The 16,821-nt window shown below is 61.7% G+C and carries 14 protein-coding genes; 6 read left to right on the top strand and 8 right to left on the bottom strand.

The genetic code is table 11. The annotated features are described in order from the left end of the window. Window positions 1-38: 38 nt before the first annotated feature. The 6 genes from motA (at window position 39) to P775_RS05680 (ending at window position 7,725) form a co-directional block, all read left to right on the top strand. Window positions 39-908 carry a flagellar motor stator protein MotA gene (gene motA, locus P775_RS05705; protein WP_099910079.1) on the top strand — a complete coding sequence of 290 codons (870 nt, stop codon included), beginning with the start codon at window positions 39-41 and terminating at the stop codon, window positions 906-908. Between the two features lie 410 nt (window positions 909-1,318). Beyond that, entirely contained in the window at window positions 1,319-3,148 is a 1,830-nt protein-coding gene (locus tag P775_RS05700) for a hypothetical protein (RefSeq protein WP_143520828.1), read from the top strand. Window positions 3,149-3,363: 215 nt separating this feature from the next. Further along, entirely contained in the window at window positions 3,364-5,448 is a 2,085-nt protein-coding gene (flhA, locus tag P775_RS05695; protein WP_099910077.1) for a flagellar biosynthesis protein FlhA, read from the top strand. Beyond that, window positions 5,445-6,209, top strand: a complete 765-nt coding sequence (locus P775_RS05690) for a flagellar biosynthetic protein FliR (RefSeq protein ID WP_099910076.1) — start codon at window positions 5,445-5,447, stop codon at window positions 6,207-6,209. The genes flhA and P775_RS05690 overlap by 4 nt, the downstream gene beginning before the upstream one ends. Continuing rightward, the gene (locus P775_RS05685) at window positions 6,209-7,300 is read left to right on the top strand and encodes an EscU/YscU/HrcU family type III secretion system export apparatus switch protein (protein ID WP_099910075.1); all 1,092 of its coding nucleotides are present in this window, start codon (window positions 6,209-6,211) and stop codon (window positions 7,298-7,300) included. Before P775_RS05690 ends, P775_RS05685 begins: the two co-directional genes overlap by 1 nt. After that, complete coding sequence (locus P775_RS05680; RefSeq protein WP_099910074.1) at window positions 7,297-7,725, top strand: hypothetical protein; 429 nt, start codon at window positions 7,297-7,299, stop codon at window positions 7,723-7,725. The genes P775_RS05685 and P775_RS05680 overlap by 4 nt, the downstream gene beginning before the upstream one ends. Window positions 7,726-7,838: 113 nt before the next feature. On the opposite strand, the gene P775_RS05675 is transcribed toward P775_RS05680, so the two are convergent. The 8 genes from P775_RS05675 to P775_RS05640 form a co-directional block, all read right to left on the bottom strand. Then, window positions 7,839-8,594, bottom strand: a complete 756-nt coding sequence (locus P775_RS05675; RefSeq protein WP_099910073.1) for a DUF1028 domain-containing protein — start codon at window positions 8,592-8,594, stop codon at window positions 7,839-7,841. Window positions 8,595-8,612: 18 nt separating this feature from the next. Beyond that, a complete protein-coding gene (locus tag P775_RS05670; protein ID WP_342749638.1) occupies window positions 8,613-10,301 on the bottom strand; it encodes a gamma-glutamyltransferase family protein in 1,689 nt (562 codons plus the stop codon). A gap of 88 nt (window positions 10,302-10,389) precedes the next feature. Further along, the gene (locus P775_RS05665) at window positions 10,390-11,262 is read right to left on the bottom strand and encodes an ABC transporter permease (RefSeq protein WP_099910072.1); all 873 of its coding nucleotides are present in this window, start codon (window positions 11,260-11,262) and stop codon (window positions 10,390-10,392) included. Beyond that, the gene (locus tag P775_RS05660) at window positions 11,259-12,203 is read right to left on the bottom strand and encodes an ABC transporter permease (RefSeq protein WP_099910071.1); all 945 of its coding nucleotides are present in this window, start codon (window positions 12,201-12,203) and stop codon (window positions 11,259-11,261) included. Before P775_RS05660 ends, P775_RS05665 begins: the two co-directional genes overlap by 4 nt. 63 nt (window positions 12,204-12,266) lie before the next feature. Beyond that, window positions 12,267-13,778, bottom strand: coding sequence for an ABC transporter substrate-binding protein (locus P775_RS05655; RefSeq protein ID WP_099910070.1), 1,512 nt, complete (start codon window positions 13,776-13,778; stop codon window positions 12,267-12,269). Continuing rightward, window positions 13,775-14,917 carry an ABC transporter ATP-binding protein gene (locus tag P775_RS05650; RefSeq protein WP_099910069.1) on the bottom strand — a complete coding sequence of 381 codons (1,143 nt, stop codon included), beginning with the start codon at window positions 14,915-14,917 and terminating at the stop codon, window positions 13,775-13,777. The genes P775_RS05655 and P775_RS05650 overlap by 4 nt, the downstream gene beginning before the upstream one ends. Further along, window positions 14,914-15,915, bottom strand: a complete 1,002-nt coding sequence (locus P775_RS05645; protein WP_099910068.1) for an ABC transporter ATP-binding protein — start codon at window positions 15,913-15,915, stop codon at window positions 14,914-14,916. Before P775_RS05645 ends, P775_RS05650 begins: the two co-directional genes overlap by 4 nt. After that, window positions 15,912-16,643, bottom strand: a complete 732-nt coding sequence (locus tag P775_RS05640; protein ID WP_180287342.1) for a FadR/GntR family transcriptional regulator — start codon at window positions 16,641-16,643, stop codon at window positions 15,912-15,914. The genes P775_RS05645 and P775_RS05640 overlap by 4 nt, the downstream gene beginning before the upstream one ends. Between the last annotated feature and the right edge of the window lie 178 nt (window positions 16,644-16,821).

Here is a 16,821-nt window from a genome sequence, read left to right as displayed (position 1 = left end):
CATGACATCGTTGCGGTGTCAGACAACGGAGCTTTGACATGCTTGGAATAATTGGCATCGTCGTCATTTTTGTAATGGTTTTCGGGGGTTACCTTCTGGCGGGTGGCAAGATGGCCATCATCCTGAAATCCCTGCCCTTCGAAATGATGATTATCGGCGGTGCTGGCGTCGGCACGTTTATGATCGGGAATGACATAGGGGTCGTCAAACACACCTTCAAAGATATGGGAAAGGTCTTCAAGGGGCCAAAGTGGAAAGCCGGGGACTATCGGGACCTGCTGTGTCTGCTGTTCGAACTGGTGCGTCTTGCACGCAGCAGTCCTGTGGCGGTCGAAGAGCATGTGGAATCGCCTGGCGAATCCTCGATCTTCAGCAAATACCCCAAGATTCAGGCTGACCGGGAATCGGTCGAACTGATCTGCGATACGCTCCGCTCGGTTTCCATGAATTACGATGACCCCCATCAGGTCGAAGAAGTTCTGGAAAAGCGGATGGAGGCGTCTTTGCATCACGCGCTGGCGCCCAGCCATGCACTCCAGACACTCGCCGATGGTCTGCCCGCACTCGGCATCGTCGCCGCGGTTCTGGGTGTTATCAAGACCATGGCATCAATCGACCAGCCTCCCGAGGTTTTGGGCAAGCTGATCGGGGGGGCTCTGGTCGGGACTTTTCTGGGGGTGTTCCTTGCATATGGTCTGGTTGGTCCCTTCGCATCCAAGGTCAAGTCGGTGGTGGAGGAGGACAGTCACTTCCATCAGCTGATCCGTGAGGTTCTGGTGGCGAATCTTTACAATCACTCCACGAATATCTGCATCGAGGTTGGTCGCCAGAACACCCCGGCGCATTGCCGTCCAAGCTTTGTGGAGCTTGAGGAAGCTTTGAAGTCTGTCAAGCAGGATGCTGCATGATACGATTCCTCACCATGTTCTTGATGTGTCTCTGGGGCGGATCCGCTGTGGCCCAGACACTTCAGGTGCGCTCTGGCGAGCACGGTGAATTTACCCGTCTGGTGATTGATATCGACAGAGGAACCCGTTGGAATCTGGAGCCCGGGGAGGGTTCGTATGATCAGATCATCAGGTTTCCTGAAAAACAGTATTCCTTTGATACATCGGGGGTGTTTTCCCGTATAAACACCGATCGTCTTGCAGAAGTGGCCGGAATCGCAAACTCTGGAACTCTTGGTCTGAAATTGTCATGCGAGTGTAGCGTGGATGCATTTGTTCTCAACGGGACCATGCTCGTGGTAGATATCGCAAAGCTTGATCCTAACAGGCCGATCAGAAACCTTCCCACTCAACGCAACACGGCGCAGAGCATGCTGGGGCGCGACCAGTTGCTGATTGAGCCTGTCGCCCCAGCGATCAAAACGTTTGGCGCGTTGCCGCTGGACAAACTTGCAGAGGGCGCCGTGCGTAAATCTGAGGTGCCGCAGATCACAGGCGATAGGCCAGCGGAACCGAATGAGGCCGCCATTCTCGAGCTTGAGCGTGGCATAACAGAACAGCTGGCACGTGCCGTGACCAGCGGGTTGCTGGAGATATCGGCAAGCACGAAGCAGCCCGGCATGGAAACGAGGACGGGAAACTCTGAAGGTCAGGGAGACCAGCTGTCTGTGCCTGCGGATCAGCAGACCCGACAAGAGACACCAGTCCAATCCTTGCTGGAGGATGGCCGCATTCTGCTGAGCGGCGATCGCTGCATTGCTGATGCCGACCTGACACTGGCCGACTGGGCGGAAGATGCGGACTTCGATGCACAGCTGAGTGATTTGCGGCGGGGTCTTGTTGACGAACTTGACCGTATCGATGAAGCGGCGGCCTTGCGATTGGCAGAGTTCTACCTTCATTTCGGCATGGGACCCGAAGCGAAGGCCCATCTGTTGCTGGCGGACACCCCTAAGGCAAAAACACTGGAAGGCCTGGCCAATCTTCTAGAAGACCAGCCTGATCCTGCGGGCACTTTTTCCGGTCAGACACATTGCGATGGCGCTGCTGCCCTCTGGTCATTGCTCGACCTTCAGGGGGCAAAGTCGGATCATGAAATCAATACAAGGGCCATTCTGCGTGGTTTTGACGAGCTGCCTGATAACCTTAAAGGATATCTTGCAAACCGTCTTGTGAGCCAGCTTCTGGTATCGGGCGAAAACGCAGCGGCGCAGGATCTGATGAAACGGATCAACCGCGCGCAGCCAGAGCCAAGCCCCGCGATCGAGCTTGCCAAGGCCAGACTCGATATAGGTGAAGGCAATCTTGGGGCGGCCTCTTCGCGGCTGGCCGAGGTGGCCCGCAACAGTTCTGGTGAATCCTCGGCGCAGGCGGTCGAAGCTCTTATGGAGTTGAACGCCGAAAGCGGAAAAAAGGCAGACAAGGATATATCTGAACTGGCATCGGCATATTCGGTTGAGATGCGTGGCACCGAGGACGGTCCAACCCTTTGGCGTGCAAATGTGAGGGGCATGATTGGAAAGGGCAATTTTGAAGAGGCATTCGGTGAGTTGAATAGCCAGAGTTCCGGGGATCCCCAGATCGACGCAGAAACCCGCACTGAGGCCGCAAATGCGATGATTCGAAATTCCGAGGATCTTACTTTCATGCGGATTGCCCTTTCTCCAGCCCCCGAGCATCCGCTTGGGTTGGCCCGCCCAACACTCCTTGCGGCGGCAGAGCGGATGCTGGCCCTAGGTCTTCCGGACGCCGCATCTCAATTTTTGGCAAAGGTTGCGCCTGACCGCTCAGACCGCGAGGCGCGCGTCTTGAGCGCTCGTATCTTGCTTGCCCAAACACGCCCTGACGATGCGGAAATTGCGCTGATCGGCCTGCAGGGACAGGACATCCTCGAATTGCGGGCCGAAGCACGCGCCATGATGGGTGATTCCGACTTTGCTCAACAAGCCTATGACGAATTTGCTCAGCCCGGCGCACCGGTCGATCCGGCCTGGGTCGCCAGTGATTGGACGACTGCGGCAGATCCGGCGCAAGGGCCGCTTTCTGATGCGGCGCGAGTTCTGCGATCTGACCCGATACTGCCCGATGCCGCCAGAGCCGCAAGCATTGGCGGATCAAAGGCTCTGGTCGGGGACAGTGAAGCGGCGCGTGAAACGCTTCGTGCCCTGCTTGAGTCGACGCAGATCACACCTGACGGCTAGCGCCGCAGCGTGACACACCAAAAATAAACCAGATTCGCCTAAAACTGTCCCAGATGCAGAACGCAAGGGAAGAACAGAATGTCTCAGGTCACTGATCCGCTGACGCCTTTGCCACAAAATCGTTTTTTTCCGGAGCTGTCGCAAACGTCCGCGAGTTTTGTTGTCGCGCAACCATGTGCAGCCTCTGCGCTCTTTGACAGGACAAGAGCCTGCACATGAAGTTTGACCTGAAAGAGACACTGTTTCGTCCAACTGTGCTGCTTGCGGTAGCCTTGATGGCGGTCATCGTCATGATGATTCTGCCCGTTCCGTCCTGGATACTGGACGTGGGGCTGGCCGCGTCTTTTGCGCTTGCGATCCTGATCTTTACGGTCACGCTGTTCATCGAGCGCCCGCTGGATTTCTCGGCCTTTCCGACCATCCTGCTGGCGTCCCTGATGTTGCGTCTGTCATTGAACGTCAGTTCGACCAAGCTGATCATCGGGCAGGGACATGAAGGCACCCATGCGGCTGGCAATGTCATCCAGGGATTCGCCAATTTCGTGATGAATGGCAGCGTGTTCATGGGTCTCGTCGTCTTTGGCGTCCTGATGATCGTCAACTTTACGGTTATCACCAAAGGTGCCGCCCGAATGGCCGAAGTCGGCGCGCGCTTTGCCTTGGACGGAATGCCGGGCAAGCAGCTGGCCATTGACAGCGACATGAGCGCCGGGGCCATCGATCATGCCGAGGCCAAGGCCCGTCGCGAACGGGAACTGCAGGAGACGACCTTTTTCGGCTCGCTCGACGGCGCCTCGAAATTCGTCAAGGGTGATGCGGTGGCCGGCCTTCTGATCACCCTGCTGAACCTCGTGATGGGAATCATCATGGGGGTGTTCGTGCACGGTATGGCGGTCGGCAGCGCCTTTGAAACCTATGCCATTCTGACCGTCGGTGACGGGCTGGTGACACAGATTCCGGCCGTGATCATTTCGATTGCTTCGGCGCTTCTGCTGGCCCGGGGCGGCACCACCGGTGCGACAGATCTTGCGTTGGTGGCGCAGCTGGGCCGTTATCCGGCCGCCTTGGCCACCGTTGCGGTGCTTATGGCGCTGTTCGCCCTGGTCCCGGGGCTTCCGTTTATTCCCTTCATTGCGGGGGCTGGGGTTCTGGGCTGGGCTGCTGTTCATATGAAGCGCAAGGCCACGCGGGAACTGGAGGTTCCGATGGAGGAGGATGTCCGTGGGCCAGCGCAGCCAAAGCCGATTGGCGATGTGCTTGATCTGGACGACATCCATCTCGAATTTGCGCCGGACCTGGTGAACATGGTGCTGGATCCGGGCACGGGCCTTGATGTGCGCATTTCCAACATGCGCACACATATCGCCTCGACCTTTGGTGTCATCATGCCGGAAATCCGACTGACCGATGATGCTGCCCTGCCGACGGGCACCTATGTCGTGCGCATTCAGGGGGTCGAACTGGCGCGCGGGTCACTGCATCCGGATCTGGTGCTGGCCCTGGTGCCCGATGACCGGACGCGCCTGCCCGAGGGGCGCGATGTGAACGAGCCGGTCTATGGCGCCCCCGCCCGCTGGATCAAACAGGAGGATCAGGAACGCGCGGCGCTGACCGGTGTCACCATCGTCACCCCGACAGAGGTTTTGGCCACGCATCTTCTTGAGGTGATCAAGCGCAATTTCGGGCGTTTGCTGAGCCTGCGTGCCCTGCGCCGCATTCTTGACGAGATGGTTTCGCTTTCCAACCCCGCGCGCGCAGAGGCGAACCGGAGGCTGATCGACGAGCTGATCCCGGACAAGGTCCAGATCGACGTGCTGCATTCGGTGCTGCGTCTGCTTCTGGACGAACAGGTGTCGATCCGGAATCTGCCGCTGATCCTGGAAGCGATTGCAGAGACCCGTGGTCAGCAGGCACGGCCCGAGGCCATTTGTGAACACGTGCGCCAGCGGCTTGGTTTTCAGCTGGTTGCCGGAATGCGGCGCAACGACGGGACCATTCCACTGATCCAGCTGGCGCCCGAGTGGGAAGAGCTTTTCACCCATTATCAGATCGAAGGCGAGCGTGGCGGGATCGACATTGCCCTGCCTCCCGACTCGTTCGAGACGCTGACCAAAGGCATCGCGAAGCACGTCAGCGAAGCGGGGACCCGGGGTGTGTTCCCCGCGCTTGTCACATCCGGACGGCGGCGGCGTTTCCTGCGCACGATCATGGCGGCCAAGGGCATCAGTAACCCGGTACTGTCTTTCGAGGAGATCGGGATCGAAGCGCGCCCGTCGCTTGTGGGAGTCGTCGCTGCATGATGGCGCTGATCCAGACCTCGCATCAGGCGTTCTGGCTGGTGTTTGTGGTCTTTGTGCGCGTCGGTGCCGCCATGGCGGTGATGCCGGCCTTTGGCGAAAGATCTGTCCCCATGCGGGTCCGTCTGGTCCTTTCTTTGGCCATGGCTGTTGTTGTGGCCCCGGCGGTCTATGCCTCGGTCAGCGCGCCGGCACCAAGCCTGGGCGCACTGATCCTGATCCTCATGACCGAAACCATCGCAGGCCTTGCGCTGGGTATCGGAATGCGGCTGATCGTGCTGGCGCTGCAAACCGCAGGCGCCATTGCGGCACAGTCCACCTCGCTGTCGCAGCTCACGGGCAACTCTGCGATGGATCCCATGCCGGCCATCGGTCAGGTGCTGACGGTTGCGGCGCTGGCGCTGCTCATGATGACCGGCCTGCATGTCAAGGCGGCGGCCTTGTTCATCTTGTCCTATGATGCCCTGCCCATGGGCAGCTTTCCCGATGCCGCCGTTCTGGCGGATTGGGGGCGTTTACATGTCAATCAGGCGTTCCGGCTGGCCTTCACGCTGGCCGGGCCTTTTGTCATCATGTCGGTGCTGTATAATCTGACCCTTGGGGTCATCAACAAGGCGATGCCGCAGCTGATGGTTGCCTTTGTCGGGGCGCCGGTGATCACGTTGGGGGCCATTGCGCTGCTGTTCACCATCGCGCCCATTCTGCTGCGCGTCTGGAACCATGCGATGGATGCCTATCTGCTTAACCCCTTCGGAATGCTCTGATGGCCGGGGATGACGATGACAGCGACAAGTCACACGAGGCATCACAGCGCAAGCTGGATGATGCCCGCAAAAAGGGCGAGATTGCCCGCTCTCCTGATCTGCTGACGGCGACCGCATATCTCGGAATTCTGCTGATCTCGATCGCGCAGGGCCACGATTCACTCTTTGCGTTTGCTGAGGTGCTGCTTCCCCTCGTGGATCATCCGCATCAGCTGATCGCAAGTTATTTCGAGGACGGCAGCACCCCAACAGTCGGCGGGCTGATCGGCCGCAGCCTCGTGCCGATGTCGATCTGGCTGGTTGGTCCGGGGATTCTGGTCCTGGGCGTGCTGGTTGCGCAAAAGGGCATTGCCATTGCACCGGAAAAGCTCGCCTTCAAATGGTCCCGGCTGTCACCTGTCGAGAATGCGAAAAACAAGTTCGGGCGTCAGGGCCTGTTCGAATTCACCAAGAGCTTTATCAAGCTCACCGTCTATTCTGCCGTTCTGGCCCTGTTCTTGTCGGCAGAGATGGAATCGATCACCGGCAGCCTGCAAGGCGCGCCTGAAAATGTGGTGATGATCCTTGTGGCGCTTGCGATCAAGATGATGATGATTGTGGTGGTGGTGGCGGCAAGCATCGGGGGACTCGACTTTTTCTGGCAGCAACAGGAACACCTTCGCAAGAACCGCATGTCTCACAAGGAATTGCGCGACGAATACAAGGAATCCGAAGGGGATCCGGCGATGAAGCAACAGCGCCGTGCCCGGGCGCAGGAAATCGCCATGAACCAGATGATGAAGGATGTGCCGACGGCGGATGTGATCATCGTCAACCCGACCCATTATGCCGTCGCGCTGAAATGGAGCCGTGCCCCGGGCGAGGTGCCGGTCTGCGTGGCCAAGGGTGTGGATCATGTCGCTGCACGGATCCGCGAGGCGGCACAGGTGGCTGGCGTGCCTGTCCACAGCGATCCGCCCACAGCGCGTGCCCTTTATGCCACAGTGGAAATTGGGCGGTCGATCGAACACGAGCATTATCGCCCGGTCGCTGCGGCCATCCGTTTCTCTGATGCCATGCGTGAGCTGGCCAGAGAGAGGGGGCGCAGATGAGCACGGAGTTTGACGAGATGCGCGAAATTACTGCCCTGCTCGAAGATCGCGCCATTGCCAAACATCGCGGCATCCTTGCGCAGGAAACGACCCTGCGACGCGAACTCGAGGAAATCGAGAACCTGCGGTACCAGACCCTGCGTCAGGAGGAGGGCGCTCATGCCCGCCGCATGCTTGGCGCGGACAGTCTTTGGCAGGGCTGGCTCGCACAGAGGCGCATGCATCTGAACCAGGAACTGGCCGTGCTGCAGGTGCGCAAGGCGGACAGTCTGGAGGATGCGCAGACCGCCTTTGCCCGGCATCAGGTGACAAGCGATCTGGCTGCTGAGGCCCGTTTCGGGCAACGTAAAAGGCGCATCGAGCAGACAGAGAGGCGGCTTGAGGAGGACTTTCCGGCCTATCCCTTGGGGGACTTTCTGCCGTGATGCTGGGAGCTCGCGTTGCCGAAAGGGCCGACAGGGAGGGGCATAGCAGCGCCCGCGGGGATGTGAGCGCAGGGGCGCGTACAGAGATCGGGCTGCGCAGATTTCAGCGGTTTCTATGCCTTAGCGTCGCGCGCAAAGGATCTGCTGGGCTGACCGGAGGTCGCGCGTTCGGCATCTGCCCGCCGGATCGCGGTGTCGATCGCGGTTCGATCCGTGGTACCGGAGAAATTGGCGTGCGTTGGCAGGGCCTCGGCCACATGGATGAACCGTTCGTGGGCGACGTCGTAGAGCCGCCACAGTTCAGCCAGCGGGTCGGGATGGTCATCTGCGCGCAGGTCCAGCCATGGATAATCCTCGGTCCGGTGGATCACCAGCGCCGCTGATTGCGTACCGCGCTTGTCCCCTCCGGCCCGCGCTCCGGCCTCCATCGCGGTGATCAGCCGGGGGCCAAAGGGTAGATGCATATGTGCAAGATAGGCGGCCAGCGTGTCTGCAACGACCGCTTCGCCGGTCAGCATGTTGCCTGCCACAGAGACGCCCGGGGCGCATTGATGGCCGCACCAGTCGGTACAGCTTTCGCCGGTATGCACGGCGCTGCGTCCGTCCATGTCGATCATGTGGATCTGGCGGATCGCCTCACCCGCGTCGCGGGCCACCAGATCGCGCACCACATCCCGTGCCGTTTCCCCCAGCGCCAGCCTGTTGGCGGCCTCCATGCCCCAGATCGGGCTGACAAAGGCCTGTGTGGCGACAGCGCATTTTCCGCCACGCAGATGCGGGACAAGCGCGCCCGTGGCAAAGAAACGGCTGGCGACGATCACCCCATACTGACCGGTTTCGGGGTCCTTCGCGACGATGGAATAGGTCATTTCGACGTCTCCTGAGTTTCAGCGGCCGATGGCATAGGCCTGCATCTGACGTGGGGTTGCTGCCGCCCGCAGCAAGCCCGTGGCGCTGCGACTGGCAGCGGTCAGCCGACCCAGGCTCCAGGGTTCGGCCCGTTCCAGCCTGTGACCCCGCGCCTGCAGATCTGTGATCACAGCCTCTGAAAAGCTGGGTTCGACGATCAGATGTCCGGGCTCAGCTGGACGCGGATAGAAGGAGGCCGTGGCATGGGCGGTGTGGAACATCGGCGCATCCATCGCCTGTTGCAGGGTCATCCCGCCATGAATCAGACGCAGGAGGAAGATCAGCTGCCATTGATCCTGCTGATCGCCCCCCGGCGTGCCAAAGGCAAGCTGCGTGCCGTCAGGATCGCGCGCCATCGACGGCGTCAGGGTCGTGCGGGGCCGTGCGCCAGGCATCAGCGACCCGGGAAGGCCGGGCGACAGCCAGAACATCTGGGCACGCGAATTCAGCGCCATTCCCAGACCGGGTACGATGGGCGAGGACATGAGCCACCCCCCCGACGGCGTGGCCGACACCATGTTGCCCCACTGGTCGATCACGTCCAGATGCACCGTATCCCCGCGCTTTTCACTGGGGTGTTCTGGGCGCGCCATCGCCTTTGAGCTGCCCTTTGCACGTGTCACGGCAGCAGTGGCCCAGGCCTCGTATCCGGCAATTGCGCCGGGGCGCTGGTCCAGAGAGGCAGTCGGTTCAATCAGCGCGCTGCGGGTCCTGGCGTAAGGGTCTGACAGCAGCACCTGCAGCGGGATCTGGCTGAAATCCGGATCGCCATAATAGGCCTCTCGGTCGGCAAAGCCGAGCTTGAGGGTTTCTGTTACGGTGTGCACAAAATCGGCGCTGGTCGAGTCCATCGCGGCGATCCCGGTGCCGGACAGAATATCAAGAGATTGCAACAGCATGGGCCCCTGCGTCCAAGGCCCGGCCTTCCACACCGTCCAGCCATCATGCCCGGTGGACAGGGCGGGTTCATACCGCGCCTGCCAGCCGGCCATATCCTCGCCGCTCAGCACGCCCTTGCGGCGCTGGCCCGTCGCATCCATCACGCAGGCGTCACGCAGATATCGGTCGATACTCCCGGCGATGAAGCCCTGAGAGACGGCGCGCCGGGCGGCGTTTATCTGGGCCACGCGACCGGTTTCACATTCTGCCTCGGTCAGCAGTTTTTCCCAGGTGTCGGCCAGAGCGGGATTGCGTAAAAGGGCATCCGGTTCGGGCGCCTGCCCCCCGGGCAGCCATGTCGCATAAGAACTGGGCCATTCGCTATGAAAAAATTCGGCCAGATCGGCGATCGTCCGGGCAGTGCGGGCCAGCATTGGATGGCCGTGGCGTGCGTAGTGGATCGCCGGTTCCAGCACCACGCGCAGCGGCAGCGTGCCGTGATCGCGCAGCATTAGCAGCCAAGCATCAAAGGCGCCGGGAATGACCGTGGCCAGCAGACCCGATCCGGGGATCAATGTCAGACCTGTGCTGCGGTAATGGTCAATCGTGGCGCCGGCCGGGGCGGTACCCTGCCCGCACAGGACGGTTGGTGCGGGTTCCCCCGTTGGGTGTATCAGCGCCACCAGATCGCCCAAGGGGCCGTTCAGATGCGGTTCGACCACCTGCAGCACAAATCCCATGGTGCAGGCGGCATCAAAGGCGTTGCCACCACGTTCCAGCATCGACATGCCCACAGCCGAGGCGATTCAGTGGGTGGAGGTGGCAACACCAAAGGTGCCGGTGATCTCGGGCCGGGTGGTAAAGGTCATGACAGCGTCACAGATCCTTTGGGTCAAGCGCGTCGCGCAGCCCGTCGCCCAGCAAGTTGAACCCAAGCACCACAAGGAAGATCGCGATGCCCGGCCACATGGCCATCCAGGGAGCCTGTTCCAGGAAATTCTTCGCCACGTTCAGCATCGACCCCCAGGAGGGCGCCGGAGGCTGCTGCCCAAGGCCAAGGAAGGACAGCGATGCCTCGGCGATGATGGCGGTGGCGATGGTCAGCGTCGCCTGCACAAGGATCGGCGGAAAGATGTTGGGCAGGATATATTTGCGGATCAGCGCAACATGCCCCAGACCGATGGCGCGGGCGCTTTCGACGTAATCTTCTGTCATCACGCTCATCGTCTGGGCGCGGGCAAGGCGGATGAACAGCGGCATCGCCGACAGGCCGATGGCGATCATCGCATTCGACAGGCTTGGGCCCAGAAAGGCGGCAAGCGCGATGGCAAGGATCAGGAAGGGCGCAGCCAGCAACGCCTCGGTAAAGCGCGAGATCACTGCATCACTCCAGCCGCGCAGATAGCCTGAAACCATGCCCAAAGGCACCCCAAGCGCGACGGCGATCAGCACGGATACAACGCCGGCCATCAGCGACGCCTGCGCGCCCCAGACCATGCGTGACAGCACATCACGCCCGATTTCATCTGTCCCGAACAGATGCGCGGCCGAAGGCGCCTTGCGCACCGCGCCCCAGTCGGTTTCCGTCGGGCCGGGCAATGGCAGGATGGGGGCTGCAAGCGCGACCAGAACAAAGAATGCCACAAGGATTGCGCCAAGGATGGCAGATTTGCTGGCACGCATCTTGCGCCAGAAACGGCTGGGCGCGCGGGGGGCCAGAGTCGCAGAGGGATCGGACAGCGCGGTCATTTTTCGTTCATCCTTGGGTTCAGGACACGGTAGGCGGCATCGGCTAGGATGTTCATCGCGATGAAGGCGATTCCGGTGCACAGCACGATCCCCTGCACCACGGCATAGTCGCGGTTGAACACGGCATCGACGATCAGCTTGCCAAAGCCGGGGATGGTAAAGATCTGCTCGGTCAGCACGGCGCCGGCCAGCAGCTCTCCGAACAGCAGGGTGGTGACGGTGACAATGGGCACCAGCGCGTTGCGCAGGGCGTGTTTCACCAGAACCACCTGTTCCGACAGCCCCTTGGCCCGCGCGGTGCGCACATAATCCGACCGCAGCACGCCCAGCATGGCCGAACGTGTGTGCCGCATCAGCGTCGCGGCCAGCCCGGTGCCCAGCACAAAGGCCGGCATCAGCATGGTCAGGATGGATTGCAGTGGATCATCCGTCAGCGGGCGATAGCCCGAGGCTGGCAGCCAGCCCAGATTGACCGAGACCAGCAGGATCAGCATGATCCCCAGCCAGAAGTTCGGGATCGACAGGCCCGACAGGGCGATCAGATTGGCAAGCCAGTCCACCCATGTGCCTTTCTTGTAGGCCGACAGCACGCCCGCCGGAATGCCGATCACCAGCGCGATGATCAGCGCCATCACCGCCAGCTGCACCGTCACGGGCAGCTTTTCCGCGATCAGCTCGGTCACCGGTTGCTGGGTGCGCAGGGAAATGCCCAGATCGCCCTGCAGGGCATTGCCGACCCAGGTGAAATACTGCACCGGGATGGGATCGTTCAGCCGGTATTTCTCGCGCAGGAATTCGATAACCTGCGGATCACGCTCTTCCCCCGCCATGGCAAGGACCGGATCGCCCGGCAGCATCTTCTGCATCCCGAAGACAAAGACAGAGATCAGCAGGATGGTCGGAATGGCGATGAGGATGCGGCGTCCGAGAAAGGCCAGCATTGGGCAGGCTCCGAAATAAGGGTCAGGCCCGGCGATCCTGCCGCCGGGCCATGGTGTCGCGAGTTACTCGCTGAAGGACACACCTTCGAGCCGGATCATCCCGTCGGGGTAGGGGACAAAGCCGTCGATCTTGTCATCCAGCGCCCAGATCCACGCCTGATGGTAGAGATAGACGATCGGCATATCCTCCTGCAGGATCGCAAGGGCCGCGTTGTAGTTTTCCTTGCGGGTGGCCGTGTCATTGGACACACGCGCGGCGTTCAGCAGCTCATCGACTTCTGGGTTGGAGTAATGCGAGTCGTTCAGCCCCGCATCGGTCGTCATGAACTGGTGGATGTTGCCATCTGGATCGACCCGGCCCGACCAGCCGACCTGACTTGCGGTAAAGGCGCCGGCCGTCTGATCTGACAGCATGGTGGCAAATTCCTTGGCCTGCAGGGTGACGGTGATCCCGGCCTCGGATGCCATGGCCTGAACGACCTGCATCAGCTGCATCTGCACCGGGTTATTGGGCACCTGAATTTCGACCGATACACCATCGGGATAACCGGCCTCTGCCAGCAGTTCCTTGGCGGCGTCGACATCCCGCGCGGGCACCGGGAAGTCCTTGTTGTACCAGGGCGAGGTCGGCGGGAAGGGCTGGTTGCCGGCGGCAAACGCGCCTTCGAACACGACCTGATTGATCACGTTGCGATCAATGGCCAGTGACAGCGCGCGGCGCACGGCAGCATTTTCACCGATCGGGGTGGCGGCGCGGTCACCATTGGCGACGTTCACGGTGATGCCCTGATAGCCCAGCGACACCGCCTGTTCCATCAGGAGCGATCCATCTTCCTTAACCGAGGCCACATCAGTCGCCGCCAGCCGTTCCAGCATGTCGAGATCCCCCGAGCGCAGGTTCGCCAGACGCACGGTGGTGTCGGGGATCGGCAGGAAGATGACGCTGTCAAAGTTGAACGCATCGGCGTTCCAGTAATCAGCGAATTTGGACAGAACGATGCGGTCCTGCTGCACCCGCTCGACAAACTGGAATGGGCCGGAACAGACGGGGTTCAGCCCAAAATCAACGCCGGCCTCGCTGGCGGCGGTGGGGGACACCATCATGCCGGCCCGGTCGGCCAGCTGCGCCAGCAGCGTTGCATCGGGGGCGTCGAGGGTGAATTTGACGGTCATGTCGTCAACCGCCTCGGTTCCGGTGATTGAGGTCAGTTCAGATTTGCGGCGGCTTTCGTCCATGTTCTTGCTGCGGTCGATATTGGCGACGACCGCTTCGGCATTGAAAGGCGTGCCGTCGTGAAAGGTGACGTCGTCGCGCAGGGTCATGGTCAGTTCCAGCCCGTCGTCCGACCAACTCCAGCCGCTGGCCAGCTGCGGGATGATCTCAAGATCGGGGGTGATATCGACCAGCTTGTCGCAGAGCGAAGCATAGACGATCCGCCCCACAAAGGTGCGCGACTGATCTGGGTCCAGAATATCCGGGTCTTCCTGCAGGCCGATGCGCAGGTCTGCGGCGTGCAGCGCCGTCGCGCTGATCCCCAGCGCCAGGGCAAGGCCAAGTGTCTTCTTGATGGTCATGTCCGTGTCTCCTCTGTTGTGCTGTCTGTCTTGTCTGCGACGGCTGTCCCGTCCTCTTGCGCCCGCGCCGCACGATAGAGCGCAAAGCGGGCGGTGGTCGCGGGGCTGCGGGCCGCGTCGGCTCCGTCCAATCCGGTCAGCTCCAGCGTCTCGGCGAAATGGCAGGCCACCTGCCGACCACCCAGATCGCGCAGCGCGGGACGTTCTGTGCTGCATCTGGCCTGCGCATGCGGGCAACGGGTGTGAAACCGGCATCCGGGCGGCGGTGCTGTGGGGTTGGGCAAATCCCCATCCAACTGCGCGCGTTCCTGGCGCGGGCCGACCCGCGCACTCTCCCTGCGCGAGCCAACCCGCGCGATGGGGATCGCGGCCAGCAGCGTCGCTGTGTAGGGATGCTGTGGGGCGGTGAACAGATCCTCTGCCCGGGCAAGTTCGACAATCTCGCCCAGATACATCACCGCGACGCGGTCGGCCATGTGGCGGATCACGGCCAGATCATGGGCGATCACCACAAGGGTCAGGCCGAAAGCCTCTTTCAGGTCTTCGAGGATATTGACCACCTGCGCCTGAATGGACACATCCAGCGCGCTGACCGGTTCATCACCGATGATCAGCCTTGGCCCGGTCGCAAGCGCCCGCGCGATGCCGATGCGCTGTCGCTGGCCGCCGGAAAATTCATGCGGGTAGCGGTCCGCATGGGTGGGGATCAAGCCGACGCGGCTCAGCAGATCCGCCACCCTTGCGCGGCGCTGCACCTTGTCGCCGATGCCATGGGTGATCAGCGGTTCTTCGATCAGCGCGCCCACGGTCATCTGTGGGTTGAGCGAGGAAAGCGGGTCCTGAAAGATGAATTGCAGATCCTTGCGCAGATCGCGCAGGGCTCTCGGGTCCAGCCTCGCAATGTCGTCCCCTTCGTACCAGACCGACCCTGCGGTCGGCTCGATCAGCCGGACCAGCAGACGTGCAAGGGTGGATTTGCCACAGCCGCTTTCGCCGACGATGGCAAAGGTTTCGCCCTGCAGGATTGACAGGGTCACGCCATCGACGGCGCGCACCACGGTTGGTTTGCCGAACAGCGGCTTTTGTGTCACGAATTCGCGCCGCAGCCCCTCGGCCTTCAGGATCACATCCTGGCTCATGCGCTCACCGCCTTTGGTCTGGGGGCCTGTTCCAGGGGCGCGTGAAAGCAGGCGACGTCATGCCCGTTGCCGACGCTGCTCAGCGGCGGAACGGTGTCGCAGATCCCGCTGCGGAACGGGCATCGGCTGGCAAAACGACAGCCTGCAGGCATATCCGCCGCCTGCGGCACCACGCCGGGGATGGTCACCAGCCGGTCCGCCCGCGCCCCAAGTGACGGCATCGAAGACATAAGGCCGATGGTATAGGGGTGCTGCGGGTCATCAAAGATCTGTGCCACCGGGCCCTTTTCCACGATCCTGCCGGCATACATCACCGCGACCTGATCGGCCATTTCTGCCACCACCCCCAGATCATGAGTGATCAGGATCATCGCGGCCCCGGTTTCGGCCTGCAATTCGCGCATGAGGTCGAGGATCTGAGCCTGAATCGTCACATCCAGCGCCGTTGTCGGTTCATCTGCGATCAGCAGTTCGGGATCATTGGCCAGCGCCATGGCGATCATCACCCGCTGACGCATTCCCCCCGAAAGCTCGTGCGGGTAGGCGTCCAGCCGTCTGGCCGCAGCCGGGATGCGCACCCGTTCCAGCATTTGCAGCGCGCGGGCACGGGCGGCGTCACGCCCGACGCCCTTGTGACGGCGCACCGCTTCGGCGATCTGCTCTCCGATCTTCAGCGCGGGGTTGAGCGAGGACATCGGTTCCTGAAAGATCATTGCCATGCGGTCGCCACGCACATGGCCCAGCTCTTGACGGGTCATGGTCAACAGGTCCCGCCCGGCAAAGCGCGCCGTACCGCCTGTAATGGACAGCGGCGGCGTCTGCAGCAACCCCATCAGGGCAAGCGAGGTCAGGCTTTTGCCGCACCCGCTTTCTCCGACAATGCACAGGGTCTGGCCGGGGTCGAGGGCAAAGGAAATGCCGTCAACCAGCAGGGGCTTGACTCCGGCGACCCGGATCGACAGGTCGCGCACGTCCAGAAGGGGGGTGTCGGATTTCATGACGCATCCTTTTCGCGCAGAACCTGCAGGCTGCGGGACAGATGGCTCAGATGGTCGCGCATGTGCGCGCGCGCGGCGTCTGCATCCTGATCTGCAATGGCCGTGACAATGGACTGATGCTGCCGGGTATAAAGCTGGCGCTGTGCAGGCGAGCGTGCGCGGTCCCGCTCATCCTGCCAGTTCTGCGACGAACGCACCTCGTCCAGCAGGGAAAAGGCCGTCAGCAGGATCGGATTGCCCGCAATCCGCGCGATCAGCCGGTGCAGAGATCCATCCCAAAGCTCGGCGGATTCGGCATCCGAGGTCTGATCGATCCGCTCCACCAGCACGCGCAGCCGCGCGACATCCTCGGATTTGGCCCGCAGCGCGCAGAGGGCGGCCAGTTCCGGTTCGATGCAAAGACGCGCCTCCATCACACTCAGCGGATCCACCTCTGCACTGATCGAGGCGGCAAGCTTGCCCGTTGGATCCGGCGGCTGACCGATGAACGTGCCCTTGCCCTGCCGCCGCCAGATCAGTCCTTCGGCCTCAAGCGCGTCCAGCGCCCGGCGCAGCCCGCGGCGCCCGACGTTCAGCTGTACCGACAAATCCCGTTCCGTCGGCAGCTTGCCATCCGCTGGGAGTCCGCCTGCCTCGATCAGATGACGGACCTGTGCCAGCACCTCTGAGGCATTTTCGGCTTTGCGCAGATAAAGCGGCACGTTTTTGGGCATCCTTGTTGCGGTCACGGTTCCAGTCCCCGCATCTGATCGGGGTGAACCATTGAAGGATTGGTTCATCCGTGTGGCGTGTCAAACGATTTCGCACCTTGTGTCCGGTTTTGATGGCGCGGCTGCACAATGCGTTGGCAGAGGCTGCCGGTGGCGGCACCGGCCCGGCAATCCATCCCACAAAAAGACAGGCCCG

Origin of the sequence: Puniceibacterium antarcticum (assembly GCF_002760615.1) — a bacterium.
GTDB lineage: Bacteria > Pseudomonadota > Alphaproteobacteria > Rhodobacterales > Rhodobacteraceae > Puniceibacterium > Puniceibacterium antarcticum.
This window is presented reverse-complemented; position numbering and strand designations above follow the sequence as displayed.

Bases quoted from the DNA above. Each gene is read 5' to 3' on its own strand.
- motA (WP_099910079.1), top strand. From the start codon at position 39: ATGCTTGGAATAATTGGCATCGTCGTCATTTTTGTAATGGTTTTCGGG.
- P775_RS05700 (WP_143520828.1), top strand. From the start codon at position 1,319: ATGCTGGGGCGCGACCAGTTGCTGATTGAGCCTGTCGCCCCAGCGATC.
- flhA (WP_099910077.1), top strand. From the start codon at position 3,364: ATGAAGTTTGACCTGAAAGAGACACTGTTTCGTCCAACTGTGCTGCTT.
- P775_RS05690 (WP_099910076.1), top strand. From the start codon at position 5,445: ATGATGGCGCTGATCCAGACCTCGCATCAGGCGTTCTGGCTGGTGTTT.
- P775_RS05685 (WP_099910075.1), top strand. From the start codon at position 6,209: ATGGCCGGGGATGACGATGACAGCGACAAGTCACACGAGGCATCACAG.
- P775_RS05680 (WP_099910074.1), top strand. From the start codon at position 7,297: ATGAGCACGGAGTTTGACGAGATGCGCGAAATTACTGCCCTGCTCGAA.
- P775_RS05675 (WP_099910073.1), bottom strand. From the start codon at position 8,594: ATGACCTATTCCATCGTCGCGAAGGACCCCGAAACCGGTCAGTATGGG.
- P775_RS05670 (WP_342749638.1), bottom strand. From the start codon at position 10,301: ATGTCGATGCTGGAACGTGGTGGCAACGCCTTTGATGCCGCCTGCACC.
- P775_RS05665 (WP_099910072.1), bottom strand. From the start codon at position 11,262: ATGACCGCGCTGTCCGATCCCTCTGCGACTCTGGCCCCCCGCGCGCCC.
- P775_RS05660 (WP_099910071.1), bottom strand. From the start codon at position 12,203: ATGCTGGCCTTTCTCGGACGCCGCATCCTCATCGCCATTCCGACCATC.
- P775_RS05655 (WP_099910070.1), bottom strand. From the start codon at position 13,778: ATGACCATCAAGAAGACACTTGGCCTTGCCCTGGCGCTGGGGATCAGC.
- P775_RS05650 (WP_099910069.1), bottom strand. From the start codon at position 14,917: ATGAGCCAGGATGTGATCCTGAAGGCCGAGGGGCTGCGGCGCGAATTC.
- P775_RS05645 (WP_099910068.1), bottom strand. From the start codon at position 15,915: ATGAAATCCGACACCCCCCTTCTGGACGTGCGCGACCTGTCGATCCGG.